19 protein-coding genes and 2 pseudogenes are annotated in these 19,058 nt (G+C 38.1%); 13 read left to right on the top strand and 8 right to left on the bottom strand.

From position 1 onward, the window contains the following. The first annotated feature begins 14 nt into the window (after positions 1–14). Positions 15–149: a hypothetical protein gene (locus DMC01_RS15940; RefSeq protein ID WP_282432278.1), complete on the top strand. Its 135-nt coding sequence runs from the start codon at positions 15–17 to the stop codon at positions 147–149. Between the two features lie 86 nt (positions 150–235). Beyond that, positions 236–535 carry a hypothetical protein gene (locus DMC01_RS07475; RefSeq protein ID WP_142693630.1) on the top strand — a complete coding sequence of 100 codons (300 nt, stop codon included), beginning with the start codon at positions 236–238 and terminating at the stop codon, positions 533–535. A gap of 17 nt (positions 536–552) precedes the next feature. Here DMC01_RS07475 and DMC01_RS13480 read toward each other — a convergent pair whose 3' ends face one another. Beyond that, positions 553–717 carry a hypothetical protein gene (locus DMC01_RS13480; protein ID WP_185908814.1) on the bottom strand — a complete coding sequence of 55 codons (165 nt, stop codon included), beginning with the start codon at positions 715–717 and terminating at the stop codon, positions 553–555. A 79-nt stretch (positions 718–796) separates the two neighbouring features. Here DMC01_RS13480 and DMC01_RS07470 point away from each other — a divergent pair, with 79 nt between their 5' ends. The 6 genes and pseudogenes from DMC01_RS07470 to DMC01_RS16615 form a co-directional block, all read left to right on the top strand. Further along, positions 797–1,810: a hypothetical protein gene (locus tag DMC01_RS07470; protein WP_142693629.1), complete on the top strand. Its 1,014-nt coding sequence runs from the start codon at positions 797–799 to the stop codon at positions 1,808–1,810. A gap of 12 nt (positions 1,811–1,822) precedes the next feature. Beyond that, entirely contained in the window at positions 1,823–2,512 is a 690-nt protein-coding gene (locus DMC01_RS15130) for a class I SAM-dependent methyltransferase (protein WP_246059109.1), read from the top strand. Further along, entirely contained in the window at positions 2,496–3,059 is a 564-nt protein-coding gene (locus DMC01_RS15125) for a hypothetical protein (protein WP_246059107.1), read from the top strand. The genes DMC01_RS15130 and DMC01_RS15125 overlap by 17 nt, the downstream gene beginning before the upstream one ends. An 81-nt stretch (positions 3,060–3,140) precedes the next feature. Beyond that, positions 3,141–3,500, top strand: coding sequence for a hypothetical protein (locus tag DMC01_RS07460; RefSeq protein ID WP_142693628.1), 360 nt, complete (start codon positions 3,141–3,143; stop codon positions 3,498–3,500). Continuing rightward, complete coding sequence (locus tag DMC01_RS07455; protein ID WP_282432280.1) at positions 3,497–4,432, top strand: methyltransferase domain-containing protein; 936 nt, start codon at positions 3,497–3,499, stop codon at positions 4,430–4,432. The genes DMC01_RS07460 and DMC01_RS07455 overlap by 4 nt, the downstream gene beginning before the upstream one ends. 819 nt (positions 4,433–5,251) lie before the next feature. After that, positions 5,252–5,408, top strand: a pseudogene (locus DMC01_RS16615) (IS1595-like element ISIse1 family transposase); the annotation flags it as partial. Positions 5,409–5,456: 48 nt separating this feature from the next. Here DMC01_RS16615 and DMC01_RS07450 read toward each other — a convergent pair. The 6 genes from DMC01_RS07450 to DMC01_RS07425 all read right to left on the bottom strand — a co-directional run bounded on the left by DMC01_RS07450 (position 5,457) and on the right by DMC01_RS07425 (position 11,531). Continuing rightward, a complete protein-coding gene (locus DMC01_RS07450) occupies positions 5,457–6,371 on the bottom strand; it encodes an ATP-grasp domain-containing protein (protein ID WP_142693626.1) in 915 nt (304 codons plus the stop codon). Further along, positions 6,349–6,786 carry a pseudoazurin gene (locus DMC01_RS07445; RefSeq protein WP_142693625.1) on the bottom strand — a complete coding sequence of 146 codons (438 nt, stop codon included), beginning with the start codon at positions 6,784–6,786 and terminating at the stop codon, positions 6,349–6,351. The genes DMC01_RS07450 and DMC01_RS07445 overlap by 23 nt, the downstream gene beginning before the upstream one ends. A gap of 14 nt (positions 6,787–6,800) precedes the next feature. Continuing rightward, a complete protein-coding gene (locus tag DMC01_RS07440) occupies positions 6,801–7,577 on the bottom strand; it encodes an ABC transporter ATP-binding protein (protein ID WP_142693624.1) in 777 nt (258 codons plus the stop codon). Continuing rightward, positions 7,571–8,629, bottom strand: a complete 1,059-nt coding sequence (locus DMC01_RS07435; RefSeq protein WP_142693623.1) for a FecCD family ABC transporter permease — start codon at positions 8,627–8,629, stop codon at positions 7,571–7,573. The genes DMC01_RS07440 and DMC01_RS07435 overlap by 7 nt, the downstream gene beginning before the upstream one ends. A 6-nt stretch (positions 8,630–8,635) precedes the next feature. Then, a complete protein-coding gene (locus tag DMC01_RS07430) occupies positions 8,636–9,739 on the bottom strand; it encodes an ABC transporter substrate-binding protein (protein ID WP_142693622.1) in 1,104 nt (367 codons plus the stop codon). A gap of 499 nt (positions 9,740–10,238) precedes the next feature. Beyond that, positions 10,239–11,531 carry a major outer membrane protein gene (locus tag DMC01_RS07425; RefSeq protein WP_185908813.1) on the bottom strand — a complete coding sequence of 431 codons (1,293 nt, stop codon included), beginning with the start codon at positions 11,529–11,531 and terminating at the stop codon, positions 10,239–10,241. A 214-nt stretch (positions 11,532–11,745) separates the two neighbouring features. Here DMC01_RS07425 and DMC01_RS07420 point away from each other — a divergent pair, with 214 nt between their 5' ends. The 5 genes from DMC01_RS07420 (at position 11,746) to ilvA (ending at position 18,375) form a co-directional block, all read left to right on the top strand. Beyond that, positions 11,746–12,495, top strand: coding sequence for an SDR family NAD(P)-dependent oxidoreductase (locus DMC01_RS07420; protein ID WP_142693620.1), 750 nt, complete (start codon positions 11,746–11,748; stop codon positions 12,493–12,495). A gap of 827 nt (positions 12,496–13,322) precedes the next feature. Continuing rightward, entirely contained in the window at positions 13,323–13,457 is a 135-nt protein-coding gene (locus tag DMC01_RS15935) for a hypothetical protein (protein ID WP_282432277.1), read from the top strand. A gap of 441 nt (positions 13,458–13,898) precedes the next feature. After that, positions 13,899–15,758 (top strand): Na+/H+ antiporter NhaC family protein, encoded by a 1,860-nt coding sequence (locus DMC01_RS07415; RefSeq protein WP_246059106.1) that lies wholly within the window; start codon positions 13,899–13,901, stop codon positions 15,756–15,758. After that, positions 15,731–16,801 (top strand): tRNA (uridine(54)-C5)-methyltransferase TrmA, encoded by a 1,071-nt coding sequence (gene trmA / locus DMC01_RS07410; protein WP_427846105.1) that lies wholly within the window; start codon positions 15,731–15,733, stop codon positions 16,799–16,801. Before DMC01_RS07415 ends, trmA begins: the two co-directional genes overlap by 28 nt. A gap of 362 nt (positions 16,802–17,163) precedes the next feature. Beyond that, positions 17,164–18,375, top strand: a complete 1,212-nt coding sequence (gene ilvA, locus DMC01_RS07405) for a threonine ammonia-lyase (protein ID WP_142693618.1) — start codon at positions 17,164–17,166, stop codon at positions 18,373–18,375. 208 nt (positions 18,376–18,583) lie between these two features. Here ilvA and DMC01_RS15115 read toward each other — a convergent pair. Next, positions 18,584–19,058, bottom strand: a pseudogene (locus tag DMC01_RS15115) (hypothetical protein); the annotation flags it as partial.

The following is a 19,058-nucleotide window of genomic DNA, read 5'->3' as shown; positions in this document are numbered from 1 at the left end:
AAAATTCAAAAAAAATGTTACAAATAAAACTATCAATGCTAAACACCACGCAAATCCCCCAAAGCCAGCTTAACAAAGAAGCCTTTATCTTTGATAGCAATGAGCTTCTTGCACTCAAAGCTAAAATCGAAAAATCGGCACGCCCTTAAAAGAATGGGATATTTCTATATACCGTGACATTTTAACAGGCTATAATGAAGCCTTTATCATAGACACAAAAACAAAAGATAAAATTTTGGCAAATTGCGATGATAACGACAAATCACGCAAAGCCTTTTTTGTCATTGTGAGCGAGAATTGCAAGCGTGGCAATCCAAATCATTGTCATTCTGAGTGTAGAAAAGAATCCACAGCCGACAAAAAATGCTTGAATTTAAGTTCAAAGTCCCCCTACTTTGAAAGCGTGAATTCTAAATCTTCCCCCTACCTTGCGGATGGGCAACACATTAACCCCCCCCCCCCCCCCCTCACTTGCAAGCGTGGATTCCAACCAAAAGCCCCCTCACTTGCAAAGGGGGGTTTGGGGGGTGGGTAACGGAATATAGACCTTAATTAAAACAAGGTCAGTGTTCTGTAATTTGTGGTTTGTAGTTTGTAATACCCACCCCACCCAACGGGTTGCAAGTTTTGCGAAGCAAACCCCCTCCTCCGCAAGGGGAGGAGGAAAGAAATATAAAACTCCCCTCCCCTTGTGATAGGGGCTGGGGGAGGGGTCATTACTAGTCATTGCGAGAATCGCAAATGCGATTTATAGCAATTCAAATTACAAAGCAAAACCTAAACGAAAGGAAAAACAATGACAAACACACAAACTACACAAAAGCAAAAACGATTAGCAATTCAGCTTTATGGCTATTTGCATAGCTTTGAAAGCTGTCTTGAGAGCTTTTTTGCAAATCTCGTTAAGCCCATCGAAAATGTGGGCTTTGAAGTGGATATTTTTATGTACTCGTGGGACTTTGTCGAGGACGTAAAGGTGTCGTTAAGCGGTGAAAAGGACATCGCCCCCACAGCAATGCCTAGCAAAACGTCAAGCAAAGACTATCTCACAAAGCTTTACAAGCTAAAAGGCATAGACATAATGCCTCAGCCCACGCATAAGGATAGTGAAAAATTTGTGAAAATGCGTTGCCCCGAAAAAGGCTATAAATTTCAATCCACATTAAGTGTATATTACAGCTTGCAGTGTGTAAATAATTTGCGAGTAGATTACGAAAAGCAAAGTGGCGTAAAGTATGATTTTGTCATAAATACACATCCTGATTTGTTTTTCACGGATAGATTTTCTTTGGATTTTTTGAATTTTTGGGGCGATACTTCACAAAAACTCTTTGGGTATTACGATGCAACTTATAATGAAAGGGGCGGTATTGACACATTTTATTTATCTACGCCAAGCACGATGAATTTACTTGCAGAGTATTACGACAAGCTTTCTTACGATGATTTGCAAAATGCGAATTTGTATAGCCCTGAAAGCATTATGTGTAATTATCTTGTATCCAAACACATTGATATTACCGGCATTCATTCTTGCTATAATCGCCCCTATAAAATCAAGCGAACAAATGAATACATAGCCTTTCGCGGTTTGAGTGAAAATATCGCAGTCGCTACTGTATGCATTAGTCAAGATGAGCATAAAAGGCTTAAAAATTTAGAGCATTTGAAAGCTTTTGTGAAATTCTACACGCACAAGCAATTATTTATTAAGCCGAAAAGATTTTTCGCTAAAATTCGCCACAAAATCCGCCCCTTTCGCTACCCCATAAAGCGATTTTTTGGCGTAAAAACAGATAAAAATTCATAAAAAAGGACAAAAATGAAAAAAATTGATTATATTGAACGCACAAACTGTGCCATCACAGGTGAGAGTGAGTTTGAGCCTGCCTTTGGCTTTGATTTCCCTTTATTTTGTGGCTGCACGAATGAACCACAAAGCGAGGATTTGGTGGCTAGAATGGATTTTGTAATTTTTAAGCCAAGCGGAGTGGTGCAGCTTAAAAATCTAGTCCCACTTGATGTGCTTTATAAAAACGGACACGATGCAGGCTCTGTGGGGGCTTTATGGGAGGAGCATCACAGCGAATTTGCAAGCTTTGTAATGAGCTTTAAGCCTAAAAAATTGCTAGAAATAGGCGGCGGACACGGCAAATTAGCCCTAAAATGCCTTGAAAAAGATAAAACCCTATCTTATACCATCATAGAGCCAAACTCCACAAAGCACGAGAAAATCACCTACATAGATAGCTTCTTTGGCAAGGAAAAACTAGACACAAAATACGACACCATAGTGCATTCTCATACCTTTGAGCATATTTATGAGCCAAATCTTTTTTTAGCTCAAATTTATGAGGCTTTAAGCGGGGGCTTGAATTCTTTAAGTGACGGTGAATGCGGTATTTCAAAGTCTGACACACAAAGTGTTTCAAGCCACAGCAACGAGAGAGAGAGAGAGAGAGAGAGACGGTCTGCTAATCTTTACCTTACCAAATATGCAAAAATGGCTTGAAAATAAATTCACAAACTGCCTAAACTACGAACACACCATCTTTTTAAACGAAGCCGTTATAGAGTTTTTACTGGCTAAAAATCACTTCAAGCTACTTGAAAAAAGATATTTTAAAGAACATAGCATATTTTATGCTTGCCAAAAGCTTACAAATTTTAATGAAAACTACGAGCTAGGGCTTAAATCTCAATACACTCAAAACAAAGCCCTAGTTGCTGAATTTATGAGCTTTTATAGCCAAAAAATTTCTAAGTTAAACGAGCTTTTAAAAAGCACCAAAAAGCCTATTTATTTGTTTGGAGCTCATCTTTTCTCGCAGTTTTTGCTTTATAATGGGCTTTGTGCGGATAAAATCATAGCCATTTTGGATAATAACGCACAAAAGCAAAACAAAAGGCTTTATGGCACAGCCTTTAAAGTGCTGTCCCCTCGCATTTTACGTGATAAAAATGCCTTGCTTGTGCTAAATGCTGGGGTTTATAATGAGGAGATTAAAAAAGATATTTTAGAAAATATCAATGAAAAAACGCAAATTGTGGAGTTTTAGGGGCGTAGCGATTTTAGGCTTTAGGATAGATTTACTGAATTTTTGTAAAATTTCAGCGTAATTTAACGCAAAGGATACACGATGAAAATCTGCTCTATGTGCGGTGGTAGCGATATTTGCTTACTTTTTACCCACGAGAAAAACTTTGTTTCAAGCAGTGTGCTTGATGATGAGCCAAACACGCCAAAACAAAAAGCTGTGCTAGCTTTGAGCCAGTGCAAGGCTTGCGGATTTATGTTTAATGCGGCATTTGACGCAGATGCCATCAACGAGCAATACGCCTCACAGGGCTATATCTCACGCAAAATCGTCTCTAAAGCAATGAGTAGCAACATTGCCACCATCAAAGATGCCATACTCGCAAACTACGTGGCAACGAGAGAGAGAGAGAGAGAAGTGCCACTGCACCGCATTCTACAAAGCTACACAATCGTAGCATAACCACCTCAACTCAACTTGCAAACCCACAAAGCCACCAAAAATCACAACTTGCAAAACCAAAACTACTTGAAATAGCCCCAGGAAGTGGCGATTTACTCGTCTCACTAGCCCCAGAGTGCGATTTTATCTACACCATCGACCCATCGCTAGTCTCGCTTGAAGTGCAAAATATCCGCCACCACAAGCACATCCAAGCCTTTTTTGACGAGAAAATCGCCACACAAATCGACCACGATATTGATTTAATCGTCTTTCGCCACCTGCTTGAACACATAGAAAACGCTGGCGAGTTTTTGCGAGCAGTCGTGCAAATCGCAGCCCCACAAGCACTCATATACATAGAAGTGCCAAACACGCCTGAATTTTTGGGCACATTGCGTTTTTACGAGCTTTTTAATGACCACTGCGGATACCATCAAAAAGGCGTTTTGTGCGATTTTATGGCGAAATTATCCTGCGAATGCGTGGGCGAAATTTTGCTTTACAATGAGCAACATTTGGGGCTTTTTTTTGTTAAAAATGCCAAATTTTTGGCATCTGCAAGGAAAAAATTCACGCAAAAAAGCGAAGTTATCTTTTATGATGAAAGACTTGGCAAAGCCCTAAATGATAAGGCTTGCGAGCTAAATACACTCTTAAAATCATACTCAAAAGTCGCACTTTACGGAGCGGGAGCTCACGGCAACACCATCATCACATATTTAGATAGTGCAAACCTTGATAAAATCGCACTTTGCTTTGATTTAGACACTCGCAAGCAAGGACGCTTTTTGCAGGGCTCAAAGATTATCATCAAAAAGCCTTGCAAGGCTGAATTTACAGGACTTGAGTGTATTTTAATCTCAAGCCCACTTTACGAAAAAGAAATTTGTGAATTTTTAAGAAAAGAGGGCTTTATGGATAATATAATCACTAGCGAGGGAATTTTATAGTATGTCATTTTCGCACTATCTATAAGCATTTTGCACCAAGAAAATGCCTTGCTTGTGCTAAATGCTGGGGTTTATAATGAGGAGATTAAAAGGGATATTTTAGAAAATATCAATGAAAAAACACGGATTGTGGAGTTTTAAAATGCTTTAAAATCAAAGCAAGGATATTTTTTTAAAAATTACTTTGGCTCAAGACAACTTAAACTCAAACAAATAAGCTTTAAGTTATGATTACAGCGATGAAAAACAAGTATATCAATTGTTTCAAAATTTCAGAGGCTAAATTTAAAAAATTGTAAAGTATTTTTTTGCTTCGTTAAGCCTCTTGTTTCTTTGCAAGAAACATTGATATTAAAGTAATTAAAAATGCAAAATATTAAAGCCTCCAAAATGGCAAAATTAAGCAAAATTTCTCGCCAAAGCATCAATAAAATAATCAAAAATATTAGAATTTTAATCTCCAAAGAATGTGAAAAAATTTCAAAAAAGGCGAGATTGAAATAAATGAGAGTTATTTTTACAACGCTAGGCTTGCAACTGCGTAGTAGAAGATGCAAAGCGTGTGCGAGCTAAGCGTGGACATGGGACTGAAAGCACCAGTGTTTTTACTTAGTTAAACCTCTTGCAACTGCGTAGTAAAAGGTTTACTAAAACGAAATGGGCAAGTTTATACTTAGCTTGTAAAAGCTTGCTTGGCTAAGAAGCTCTTTTCTGTGGTATTTAAGCGATATAAGCAAGACGAAATTTTAGTGCTTGGCTATTTATGATGGTTTAGTTGATTTTTTACAACGCTAGGCTTGCAACTTTGCGTAGCAAAGTTATAGAGTAAAACATAGGAAAAATGAGTTTGCAAAAGGCACAAATCACATAAATGGCATTGAGAATTTCTGAGGCTTTGCATAGATTAAGCAAGTTTAAAGGAATTAGAAATTTTATACTTCATTTAAAAGAAACAAAATTAATGCGAAAATTTTGAGACAAATTTCTCATCAAATTTTATTAAAGTTGATAATACAAAATCTGCTTAAGTTGTCTTGAGCCAAACATAAAAATCCGTTTTAGCACAAAAATGATTTATCGCCTTTTCTTCATAGTCAAAATACAAATTCGGCTCAATAAGCTCAAGCTCGTTAAGTAAGGCTCTTCCTTGATGAGTGATGAAATCAAACCTTGCATATAAGGGTGTTTGGGGTAGGTGCGAGAAAATGCGTTTCGCTATATCAAGGCATTTTTTATCCACAAATTCGCATTTTTGAATATGCACACCAAAATTTGAATTTGCTCTAAACTCACCCTGTGCGACCTGTCTTAAAATGGCATATTGAAAACAAGCATTAAAAAATACAAGGCAAAGCTCGCCATCTTCGCAAATTTCAGGGATAAATTGTTGAATGATAAAGCCCTTTTTAAAGACTTTGTTTTGAGTGATTTCTTGTGAATTTAAGCCCTCAAGCCTCATTACTCCCTTGCCACTTTGTCCTACAAGGGGCTTAATGATGGGATTTTGCCACTTTTTTGCACTTTGTAAAGCATCATCTACAAACTCTTTATCCAAGTTTTTTTCAACAAAAATGCTAGGTATTATATCAAAGCCTAAATTATCAAGCTCTTTAAGATAAAGCTTTGATACATTCCAACGCAAAAGCTTTAAGGGATTAAAAATGCTTAAATTCAAAGCCTCTAACTCGTCTAAAAAGCTCACAAACTCATCATAATGCGCACTGTAATCCCACACAGCCAAGGGCAAAAGCACTGAATTTTCGCTTAAATTTGAGAGCTTTAATTCTTGCCAAGGCAAGATTTTCGCCTCACACTCAAAGCCCTTTTTAGCAAAAAATTCACGCATCCCAACGCAAAGTGCTTGCAAGGAAGCATTTCCCTGAGGGAAGTCCTTGCAAGAAAGTATGATAAACTCTTTACTCTTTGATTTGTTTGGCATATCTTTCAAGTCGTCCTTGATTTTCACTAACCCTTTTTTCAAGCCTTGGCACCACTTCTTTTATCTTTACAGCATTTACAGCCTTTCCCACTTGAATGATGCCAAGCATATTCATCATCTTGTGTGGCGGGCATTCATAGATATAAACGCCCTCAACATCAAATTTAAAGGTAGCCTTCTCATCAAGCTTGCTTTCAAATTTGGACGCTCCATCAGGAATCACCACACTCTTAGCCCAGTGAGTCTTGTGCGTTGGCACAAAGGTAACGGTGTCGCCCTTTTGTATGTGTATGAAGCCGGGCTCAAAAACCATAGTGCCTTCCTCATTCACATCAAGCATCTTAACTTCATAATCTTTTGCACTCGCAAAAGCACAAAGCAACGCTGTTGCTGCCATAATCTTAACGATTTTCATTTTTTCCTCCTTTGTTAAGATAAGTCTTTCAATGCCGATTTTGGCACGATTACAGGCTTGTCGCTTTCATCGTAGAAAATATCGGCTTTGATTTTGTATAAATTTTCGATTAAATCCTTGCTCAAAACGGCTTTTGCCTGCCCTTGTGCTTGAATTTTAGCCTCACTTAACACCACTAATTCATCAGCAAACTGCGAAGCAAGGCTTAAATCGTGCAAGATGATGACGGTAATGAGCTTTTCTTTGTGCGTGTATGAGCGAACGCATTCAAGCAAAACGCATTGATGGTGCATATCCAAAGCACTAACGGGCTCGTCAAGTAGCAAAATTTCAGGGGCTTTGATAAGCACGGAAGCAAACATTACCATTTGCCTTTGTCCGCCGCTTAAATTCAAAATGTCGCGGCTTGCTAAATGCAAAATTCCAAGCTCTTCCATAAGGCTTAAAGCCTGTTTTATTTGAGAGTCGCTTACATACATTCCCAAACTATCAATTAGCCCCAAAAGCACGACTTCTAACGCACTCAAACTCGCATCCACAACGCTATCTTGTGGCATATAGGCTATGCGTTTTTTCCAAGCGAAGTGATTTTTAAGGCTTAATTCCGTTTCTTTGTGAGAAATGCTACCCTTAAAGGCTAAATCCCCAAAAACAGCCGACATCAGCGAAGTCTTGCCCGCTCCATTTGGTCCAAGCACGGCATATACCTTGCCCGGCTTAAATTCGCTATTTATGGCGTTTGCCACGCAAAGTTCGCTGCGGTAAATGCTGACATTTTCAAGTCTTAACATACGCTTTTCCTTTTTGATAGGATTATCCAAAAGAAAAACGGCACGCCGACAAAAGAAGTTACGATACCCACAGGAAAGAGCGCGCCGGGGATTATGATTTTAGAAAGCACAGAAGCTATGGATAAAAACGCCGCCCCGCAAAACATAGCACTAGGCAAGAAAAATCTTTGATCTTCTCCCACCAAAGTGCGAGCAATATGAGGCGCGACAAGCCCTATGAAGCCGATAACGCCCACAAAAGAAATCGCCGTTGCCGTCATTATTGACACGATTAGAAGCGTGCGAAAGCGAAGTGCGTTTAAATTCACGCCCATACTCTTTGCCCTTGCTTCTCCAAGCCTTAAAGCCGTAAGTTTCCAAGAATCCCTTAAAAGCAAGGCTATGCAAATAACGCTTACAACGAAAATCACGGCTAAATTTATCCAATTTGACTTTTGCAAACTTCCAAAAAGCCAAAACAAAATAAGCTGTGAAATCTCAGGGCTTGATAAAAACTGAACAAGCGAAAGCAAGGATTGAAACAAAAAAAGCAAGGCAATGCCCACCAAAACGAGCGTAGCCGAGTTAAATCTACGCATTGCAGCAAAGGAAAAAAGCACCACTCCGCTAAGCATAGTCATAATGAAAGCTCCAATAGGCACGGCAAAAAGCAGGGGCAAGCCAAAACTTCCAACAGCAATGACAAGGCTTGCTCCAAAGCCAGCTGCCGCTGCAAGTCCCAAGGTGTAGGGGCTTGCCATAGGATTGTTAAGCAGGGTTTGAATTTCAGCCCCGCCCACGCCAAGTGCAGCACCTACAACCAAAGCCATCAAAGCAATAGGCAAACGCAAATCAAAAACTATCGCCAAAGTCGTTTCATCTGCGCTAATATCATCAAAAAAAGGACTTAAAAGCGCGTCTAAAACCTCTTTTGGTGGCAAGAGCGAGGGACCTGTGGCTATGTCAAAGATTAAAGAAACAAAAGCCACAAGTAAAAAGCCAAGTATGATGAAAAGGCGTCTAAATTCACGGCTTCTGTGCTCTTTTAAGGCATTTTCAAGTTTTTCACTCATTGCAAGCTACTTTGTCGCTTGAATGATAAAGCTACCCTTTGGCACAACGGGCAAATACTTTTGATGATAATCCAAATAAGTCTTTACAGGATCAAGATCGCTAAATAACTCAGGATAAAGTATCTTTGCTAAAAACTGCACCATACTTGCATCAACTAGGGTTCTTGTAGCTCCTAAGTATGCTCCATAAAGTCTATTGTTGGCAATGGCTGGTAAAGAGCTCCAAGCAGGACGCTTTTTGTAGGCTGCTAATCTTCTTAAAGCCTCTTTTTCCTCTATGTTTACGCCCATAACCATAGCGTCTTTGCTCTTTTTAAGCTCGGTTTCTCGTCCTGTGATGACTATGACCTCAGGCTTTGAGACTATGATTTGCTCAGGATTTATAGGCGCCCACTGCTTGACAAAGGGTGCTGCTATGTTTTCTCCACCTGCTAAGTCGATTAATGCACCCCACATATCCTTGCCATAGGTAATGCCTGCTTCTTTTGGTCCCTTTGCGCCGTATTCAATGTAAATTTTTGGCTTTGGCAGCTTTGCCTTTGCGATGCGAGTTTGCACATCTTTAACTATACTTTCATACCAAGAGGCAAGTTCCTTTGCCCTTGCCTTTTGCCCTGTAATCTCGCCTAAGAGCTTGGTTGAGAGCAAATGCCTTTCAACGCTTTCTCTGTTATAATCAAGCACTATGATAGGAATTCCTGCATTCATAACAGGTTCAAGATCAAACTCTAAAATCTGCCACTGCCAAGCCGCAAGTATGAGTAAATCAGGCTTTAAAGAAAGCACCTTTTCTACCGAAAATGTCCCAACCTCAGCCTCGCCAAAGTCCTCAAGCGTGGTAAGCTTTGGCACAGCCTTGCTATACATATCCCAACTTGTAGGAGTCCAATCCGTCCAAACAGCCTTTGAAAAGCCAACGACATTATCAAGTGCCTTTACACCGCCAACAGCGATGAAGTCTGTGTAGTAAAAGCCAAGAGCTATGCGTTTGGCTGGCAAATTAACCTTAACCTTTCGTCCTAAGACATCAGTTAGAGTTTTTGTCTCAGCAAAAGCCAAGCTAGTAAGAAAGATACTAAATAGTATCAAAACTAAGAAATTCTTTTTCATTTTTTCTCCTTTTTTTTGAAATGAATTTAAAACACCAAATTTGAATTTATCTCAAGCTACTTATCTTAAATAGCCTTTAATGGCTTCTTTATCCAAGAATGGCACAGTTGGCAAGATCAACATTTTTTAAATAAAAGCCTTTAAATTTAACTATTTTGCAAAATTCATTTACCATATAAACTTGTTCTTTTGATAAAAACTTCGCTTTAAAACTCTTAACATAAGATCAAAATTTAGCATCCTTTGCAAGTTTGCGAAGCTAATGAAAAATCTCTTTTTGATTTTTTGTCATTGCGAGGAAGCTAAGCGAGCGAAGAAACTCTTTTTGAGTTACGAGATACTTCGCAAGGCGAAGACAAACAAATGAAGGCTTGAGATACTTCGCTACGATAAGACAAACAAATGGGAGCTTGAGATATTTCGCTACGCTCAATATGACAAGTGTGGGAATTTTCACCTCACTAAGACAAACAAAGATCAACATTTTTTTATAAAGCCTCTAAAATTTATAAAGGGCTTGCACCCTTGTGGTGTGTTTCTTGCCCTTGTTTTCATCCTTTGCATTCACAGTCAAATAAGAATAAAAGGCTGTGAAATTAAGATTCTTTGTAGCTTTAAAGCTTAAACGACCCACAAGCTCAAGCTTTTTGCCACCTCTAAGATCATAAAAGGCTCTATCCTTGGTCTTTGTGCTGCCATATGCTAAATCCCCTCCTATACGAAAGAGTGAAAAGCTATAACCCAAGGAGCCGTATCCTATGAGATTTTCACCCTTTGAGCCTGTAAGGTGAGAGCCGTCTGTGTAGATAATCTCTTGTCCTCCTACTGTGCTTATATCTCCTGTGTCTTCAAACACGGTAATGGTGAATTTATCTTTCTTTCCATAAAACATTCCTCCCAAACTCGCATCTAGTCCATACCCTACAAGAGTGCCTTTTAAGCCTACAAAATTGCCATTATCCCCGTTTATAGCGCGTTTAAGCGTCCCTTGCATAGTGTTGCCAAGATAATTAAGCGTAAAAGAAAAGCTAGCATCCTCGCTGAATTTAAGCTTATAAGCTAGATCAAGTGCATACAAGCTTAAGCTTTTATCCACATAGCCAAACCAAAGATTTGTTTTAAGCCCTAAATCGCTAAAAGAACCAAGCAAAGCCCCTCCGTAAAGATTGTAGCTGTATAAGGACAAGTTGTTATAAGCGGTATTTGCCACGCCATTTGCGCCCATCACATAGCCAAGATCCCCTCCTTGTCCTCCTTGTTCGTCTATGCCATAAGAATCATAAATAAAGGCTTGTAAATTTAGATCTTCGTTAATTTTGGCTGTGAATTTTGCACCCAAGGCGATTAAGCCGTCATAGTAGTTTTCACTCCAAATGCTATTCATTTGCTGCTTACCGCCGATGAAATTTATGCCATAGTCTTTGTTCTCATACTCTAAATAGCTTTGTCTAAGTTTAAAGGGCAAGTTGGTATTTGCCCCCCTTCCGCTATAACCATCATCTTTGCTGTTGCCATATCTTAGCTGGGCAAAGATCTTAAAATTATCATCTATACTTGCTTTGATGCCCAAATTCGCTAGTATCCTATGATCTTGTTTGCTAGCTATTAGACCTCTGCTATCCTTAAAGCCTGTGTTATTCTGTGCGGTAATTCCTGTATCATAGCGGTATCTTAAAACGCCTTGAATATCAACATTTTTGATAGCCTCTTCAAGATTTTTAGCATTTAAACTGCAAGTTGTAAGTGAAAAAATGCCTAAAATAACAGCATTTAAATGAATTTTTTTTCTCATCTTTTTCATCCTTTTTGAAAAATAATTTTGAAATCCTATCAAAAAAAAAAAAAATCAACCCTTTTCACAAAAAATTTAAAACTTACAAATTTTACTAGCCACACTCAAAACAAGGCTTTTTTGAGATAAAAATTCACAGATCTTGGTTAAAATTCACAAAGGCACTTTTTAACTTCTACAAGGTGGCACAAAAATTAAATTCAAAGGATCAAAGATGGCAAAGACAGCATTCATAACAGGGGCGAGTTCGGGCTTTGGCTTAGAGTGTGCAAGGAGCTTGGCAAGGCAAGATTATAAGATCATAGCCCTAGCAAGAAGAAAGGATAGATTAGAGAGCTTAGAGGCTGAATTTAAGGGGCAAATTCACACAGTTAAGGCTGATGTTAGAGATAAAGAAGCTATTTTTAAGGCTGTTGAGGATCTGCCTAGCGAATTTCAAGATATTACGGTCTTGCTTAATAATGCTGGGCTTTCCTTAGGGCTTGATGAGTTTGACAAGCTAGACATAGAGGACATTGATACTATGGTAGATACAAATGTCAAGGGCTTTTTGTATGTAGCAAGGGCGGTTTTGCCCTTGATGAGAAAGCAAAAATCAGCTCATATCTTTAATCTCAGCTCGGTTGCTGCTGATACTGCTTATTTTGGAGGCAATGTGTACTGTGGCACCAAGGCCTTTGTAAGACAGTTTTCAAGGGCTTTAAGAAATGATCTAAGAGGAGCAAACATAAAGGTAACTAGCATAGCACCAGGACTTTGCAAGACAGAATTTAGCGAGGTTCGCTTCAAAGGAGACAAAAAAAGGGCTGATAATGTTTATAGAGACACCAAATTTTTAAGCGCACAAGACATAGCAGCTGTGATATGCGCTCTTATTTCCTTGCCTGATCATATAAATGTCAATGAGATCGAGCTTATGCCAGTTACTCAGAGCTGGGCTGGTTTTTATACAGAAAGGCTTTAACTCTATTTTAAGGCTTAAAATGAGCTTTTTTTGCAAAATTGTAAGTCTTGTAGTGAGCTTTTTGCGAAATTTTAAGGCTTATATTGAAGGTTTTTGAAAAATAGCTTTTTCAAAGATCTTGTTCTTGAGCGATGCTATAAAATTTATGCTTTTAAAAAATAGCACTTGCAAGGCAAAAAAGATTTTTCTAAATGCACTTGCTTTGGCAAAGAATTTGCACAAGGCCTGAATTTTTATCATAAAGATTTTTCCAAATAAATTTTCATTAAAGAGCTTGCACAAGGCCTGAATTTTTTTCATAATTGAGAGTAGCGACCCAGCAGATTGGGTATCTGAAACAAAAAGATTTCTTTTTGAGCTACGAGCTTCTTCGCTTCGCTTAAAATGACAAAATTTTGTGAATTTTATTTTAAATTCAAAAAAGTTGCTAAATTTTGTAGTTTTTTTAACAACCAAGTCTCCAAAACCACAACACAAAGACTTTTATTGTAAAATACAAATTACGGATTGCAAAGAAGTGGCACGGATTCAAAAACAATAGGACTTTTTAGCCTTGTCATATTAAGCATTGCAAAATATCTCTTGTCATATTGACCGTAAGCGAAATATCTCTAAAATTTATTTGAGTTTCTTCGCCTTGCTCTCGCAAGGCTCAGAATGACAACATAAAAGAAAATTTACAAATTTCACAAAATGATAATTTTGCTAAGGCAAAATACCCAGCCCTCAAAACCGCAAGACAGAGGACTTTGAATTTAAATTTACGCATTTGCTGTGGATTCTTGACTTCTATTAGTATGACAAATGATGACTTTGTATGCTTCACAATGCTTAACATAACAAAGATAAATCTTTTTACAAAAGAGCTTAAATTCAAACTTTCAAAACAAACACAGTTAAACTCAAGCCTTAAATTCACGCTAAAAACAAATTTAAATTCAAAAATAAACAAGCAAAGTTAAATTCACATTTCAAATTCACACCCAAAGCAAATTCAAGGTAAAAAACAAGCCTGATCTTAGTTTTGAAACAAAAAGTATCAAATTTAAGCACTATTTAAAGCTTTTATAAAAAAACTCGCTAAAATATTTCAAAGCTCTTTTGTGAAATTTTGCAAGGCTCAAAGATTGCAAAGGACATAAAAACATTTTTTATTTTAGCGCTAAGTGTTTAAAATGGCAAAATTCTAGCTTTTTGAAAGATTGACAAGTTTCAAAGCCTTGCAAAGTAATTTGTGAATTTTAAGAACTCACGCCTTGTAAGGCAATTTGTAAATTTTAAGTGCTCAATCTTGCAAAGCATTTTGTAAATTTTAAATGTTAGCACCTTGCAAGGCATTTTGTCATTTTAAAAAGCTCAAAAACAAGCATCACAAAAGGGTTAAATTCACAAGAAGGAAGACAATGAAAGCACTTTTACTCTTAGCCTCCCCGCTTTTACTTTTTTCAGCAGATCAGGCCATACAAAATGCCCAGCTTTTTGGAGCCTTGACCCTATTGCCACCCTTGATCGCTATCATTCTAGCCTTTATTAGCAAAGATGTGATTCTTTCTCTTTTTTTGGGAACACTAAGCGGCACCTTTATGCTAGCCCTTGTTAATAATGGATACGGCGTAGCCGAAACAGCCCTCATAAGTAGCACTCAAATTCAAAACACAGCAGAACTTCAAGGCGAGCTTACTGAATTTAGCCAAAACTCAAACCAAGCAGACATAAATTCGCAAGCTAGCAATTCTCAAAACACTCTCATTTTGCTTTATCACACAGTCATAGGAGCTTTCACAGGCTTTATCTCAAAGATCCTAAATTCTATGGCAAGTACGGGCAATGCAGGGGTTATCTTGCAAGTTCTCACCATAGGAGGAGTGGTTGCCTTAATCACCAAAAACGGAGGCACAAAAGCAGTTGCCCTGTGGCTTTCAAAGAAGGCAAAGCAAGCTAGATCATCTCAGTTTGCCACCTGGTTGATGGGGGTTTTTGTCTTCTTTGATGATTATGCAAATTCCTTAATCATAGGTCCTATTATGCGTCCTGTTACTGATAAATTCAAGGTTAGCAGAGAAAAACTTGCCTTCATAATGGACGCTACCGCAGCTCCTATAGCAGGACTTGCTATCATTTCAACCTGGATAGGACTCGAATTAAGCCTAATTAGAACAGGTTATGATCTCATAGATCCGTCTGCCTTTGCTAAACTAGAAGTAGAAAACATAAATGCCTTTGCCATCTTTGTTGAAACCCTACCCTACCGCTTTTATAATCTTTTTATGCTGATCTTTGTCATACTTACAGTTTATATGTCTCGTGAATTTGGACCTATGCTAGAAGCAGAACAAAGGGCAAGAAGGGGTGAGTTTTCTAAATTTGCCGGACACATTGATAATATCGAGGACAAGCTCTTAGAGCCAAAAGAAAACATAATTTTAAGGGCAAGAAATGCCATAGTGCCTTTGCTTGTCCTTGTTATCTTTGCCTTCATAGGCTTTTATTTTAATGGCTACAGCTCTATCGAGGATGAAAGCATAAAGGCAAATATAGACACAGCCCCTCTTAGCCTTTATGCCTTGCGTGAGACCTTTGGGGCTTCAAGTGCTTCCATAGTGCTTTTTCAAGCAGCCTTGCTTGCCAGTATAGTTGGCATAGTGATGTCTTCTTGGGATAAGATCTTTTCTATTAAAGAGGGCATAGCTGTTTGGATGCAAGGATGGAGGACTATGATTATGACCGTTGTGATACTTCTTTGTGCTTGGAGTTTGGCAAGTGTCATTAAGGATCTTGGCACTTCTCGTTATTTAATCGAGCTTTTAAGCGATAAAACCCCACTTTTTATGCTAGCAGGTGCTATATTTTTATTAGCTTCGATCATTTCTTTTGCAACAGGCACAAGCTATGGAACTATGGGCATCTTAATGCCACTTAGCATCCCACTTGCAGCAGCTGTGGGCGTTCATAATGGCTTAGTAGGACACGAGCTTCATCATTATATGATAATCAACATCTCAGCCGTTTTAACAGGGGCTATCTTTGGAGATCACTGCTCTCCCATCTCAGATACAACCATACTTTCCTCAATGGGTGCTAAGTGCGATCTACTAGCTCATGTTAAAACCCAATTGCCATATGCTCTGCTTGTTTGTGCTGTTAGCTTGATCTTTGGGTATTTGCCTGTTTCTTTGGGGCTAAATGTATGGCTTAGCTTAATCTTAGGCATCATAGTAATGGCCTTGCTTTTAAGATTTATAGGCAAAAAAGTTCAAGCCTAATGCTCTTTGAGGAAAAAATAAAACTTGCAAAAGGGCTTTTTGAGGGGATTTTTAGTGAATTTGAATGCTTTAAATCCCCACTAAATGCTTATAGAACAAGGGCTGAGTTTGGTTTTTATAAGGATGAGGGAGGGCTTTTTTATGCTATGTTTGATCCTAAGACAAAGAAAAAATTCATAATTGAAGACTTTGAACTTGCGGTGTTGCCCATTCAAGCTATGATGAAAAGCCTTTTAAGTGAGCTAAATTTACGCCTTACCCTCACTTACAAGCTCTTTGGGGCTGAATTTCTTGCTACAAAAAATGATTTAAGCGTAAGTTTGCTATATCACACAGACATCAATGCTTTAAGCTTTGAGCTTGATGATTTAAGCCAGAAGCTAAATTTAAAACTCATAGCAAGAAGCAAGGGCAAAAAGCTAGTTTTCAAGGGTGAAAGCTTACTTCAAAGCCTTGAAATTCAAGGCAAAACCTGGCTTTACGAACTAAATAACGACTGCTTCATCCAGCCAAATACCGCTATAAATGAAATCATGATCAAATGGCTCCTAGACAAGTTAGCTACGCACACAAGGGATGATTTATTAGAGCCTTACTGTGGGTATGGTAATTTTACCCTACCTTTAAGCCTTATGTTTCGCAAGGTCTTAGCTACTGAGCTTTCAAAGACAAATATAAACTTTGCCCTTAAAAATGCCTCTCTAAATAAAGCTCAAAATGTAAATTTCGCTCGCCTTTCAAGCAAGGAATTAATGAAGGCTTTAAGAGGCGAGCGTGAATTTTACAGACTCAAAGGAATTGATTTAAAAGACTTTACCTTCTCGCATATCTTTGTGGATCCTCCTCGTGCCGGACTTGAAGAGGAGCTTTTGTCCTTTGTGGCTGAATTTTCAAATATAATTTATATTTCTTGCAATCCTCAAACCCTAAAAAGAGATCTAACAGTTCTTTTAAAAACACATAAAATTTCAAACTTCGCCCTTTTTGATCAATTTGCTAAGACCCCCCATCTTGAATGTGGGGTGATTTTAAGCAAAATTTAACCAAGAGGGCATAAATTTGTGTATAATTAAATTTTGCTTTCACAAAGCTTAAAATTCAAAAAGCATTTTAAAGGCTTTTAAAAAAGTGTTGAAATGTCGTGTGTGCTAAGTGCCTCAAAACGAAGTGCATTTAGAATGCGAAGTTTCGCCGTCAACGGAAGTTTCTTTAGAAAACAAAACTACTCCGTCAAATGAAGTTGCTTTGACAAAGCACAGTTTCTTTCGGCAAGGCAAAGCTTTTGCAAAAAAGCATAGTTTCACAGACAAAGGAAGTTTTCTTAGTAAAACAAAATTCAACCGGCAAAAACCTAGCTTAAAAATTTAGCACCGTGAAAAACCAGGCTAACAAAGGAAAATTCAAAATGATAGAGTTAAATAAAATTTATCAAGCCAAGCAAAAAATCAGCGATTTTGTGCTTAAAACCCCCTTTACGCATTCATATTTTTTAAGCGATCTTTGTGGAAGGCAGGTATTTTTAAAAAAGGAAAATCTTCAAATCACAGGTGCTTATAAGATTAGAGGAGCCTTTAACAAGATAGCAAGTCTCAGTCAAAACGAGCAAAAAAGCGGGGTAATAGCAGCAAGTGCAGGAAATCACGCCCAAGGAGTTGCCATTTCAGCAAGGCATTTTGGCATAAAAGCCACCATAGTAATGCCTGAATCAACACCCCTTTTAAAGATCAGTGCTACTAGATCCTTGGGTGCTGAGGTGCTTTTAAGGGGGGATAATTTCGATGAGGCTTATACCTTTGCCTGTGAATTTGCAAAAGAAAACGGACTTATATTCATTCACCCCTTTGAAGATGAGCTTGTAATGGCAGGTCAAGGCACCTTGATGCTTGAAATGCTCGATGAGATAGGGGATTTGGATCTCATCATAGTGCCTGTTGGAGGCGGGGGGCTAATTAGCGGAGTAGCAAGTGCAGCAAAGCAAATAAATCCAAGCATTCGCGTTGTGGGAGTTAGCGCAAAGGGTGCTCCTGCTATGTTTGAAAGCTTTCAGGCAAAAAAGGTGATAAATTCAAAGTCCGTTCGCACCATAGCCGATGGCATAGCTGTTAGAGACACAGACGAGATAAATTTAAGGATCATCTTAGAAAATGTCGATGAATTTGTGCAAGTTGATGATGAGGAGATCGCAAATGCCGTGCTTTTCTTGCTTGAAAGGCATAAGATCATAGTCGAAGGTGCAGGAGCAGCACCTGTGGCTGCCTTGCTTCACAACAAGGCTGATTTAAAGGAAGCTAAAAAGATAGGCATCATTTTAAGCGGTGGAAATATCGATGTGCAAATGCTAAATATCATCATAGAAAAAGGACTCTTCAAGGCTTACCGCAAGATGCACATAAATGTAACCCTCATAGATAAGCCTGGTGCGCTTCTATCTCTCACAAATAGCCTAAAAGAAGCCAATGCAAACATCATCAAAATCGACTACGACCGCTTTTCCACTGCCTTAGACTACGGAGATGCTATGATCTCAATAACCCTTGAAACCAAGGGCAAGGAGCATCAAGAAAGCGTTCGAGAAATTCTAAACCGCAAGGGCTTTAAATTCAGCGAGAGCTTGTAAATTTAACTGTCTTGCTAGAAGATTAAAAGAGCTTAAAATTCACAAGCACACCTAACCTTTAAGGATAGCTTAAAAGATATTTAAAAGTCTTTGAATGAATTTAAACACGGTTTAACTGTCTTTAAAAGAATATTTTGCATAGGCTAAAGATACTTTAATGTGATACAAGATAATTTTAAAGTATAAAGAGTTAGATGAAATTCAAGGCTCAAGACAACTTAAGCAGATTTTTTCTTATCAACTTTAATAAATTTTGATAAATATTTTGTCTCAAAATTTTCGTCTTAATTCTGTTTCCTTTAAATGAAGGACAAAATTTTCTTTTTTAATTCCTTTAAATTTGCTTAATCTATGCTTGGCAAAGCCCCAGAAATTCTCAATTGCATTTATGTGATTTGTGCCTTTTGCAAACTCATTTTCCCTATGTCTTACTCTATAACTTTGCTCCTTCTTGCAAAGTTACGAGTGCGTAGCACGAAGTAAAAAATCAACTAAACCATCATAAATAGCCAAGCAATCACTATAAAATTCTGTCTTGCTCATATCACTCAAATTCCTTATTATAGGTAATAGCTCGCTAGCAGAGCAAGCTTTTACAATCTGAGTATAAACTTGCCCATTTCGTTTTAGCATATCTTCTCGCAGAGTTACGAGTGTGTAGCACGAAGTAAAAAACTGGTGTT

Origin of the sequence: Campylobacter troglodytis, from assembly GCF_006864425.1 — a bacterium.
GTDB lineage: Bacteria > Campylobacterota > Campylobacteria > Campylobacterales > Campylobacteraceae > Campylobacter_D > Campylobacter_D troglodytis.
Note: the sequence above shows the minus strand (reverse complement) of the source record. Positions and strands in the feature narration are given on the sequence as shown.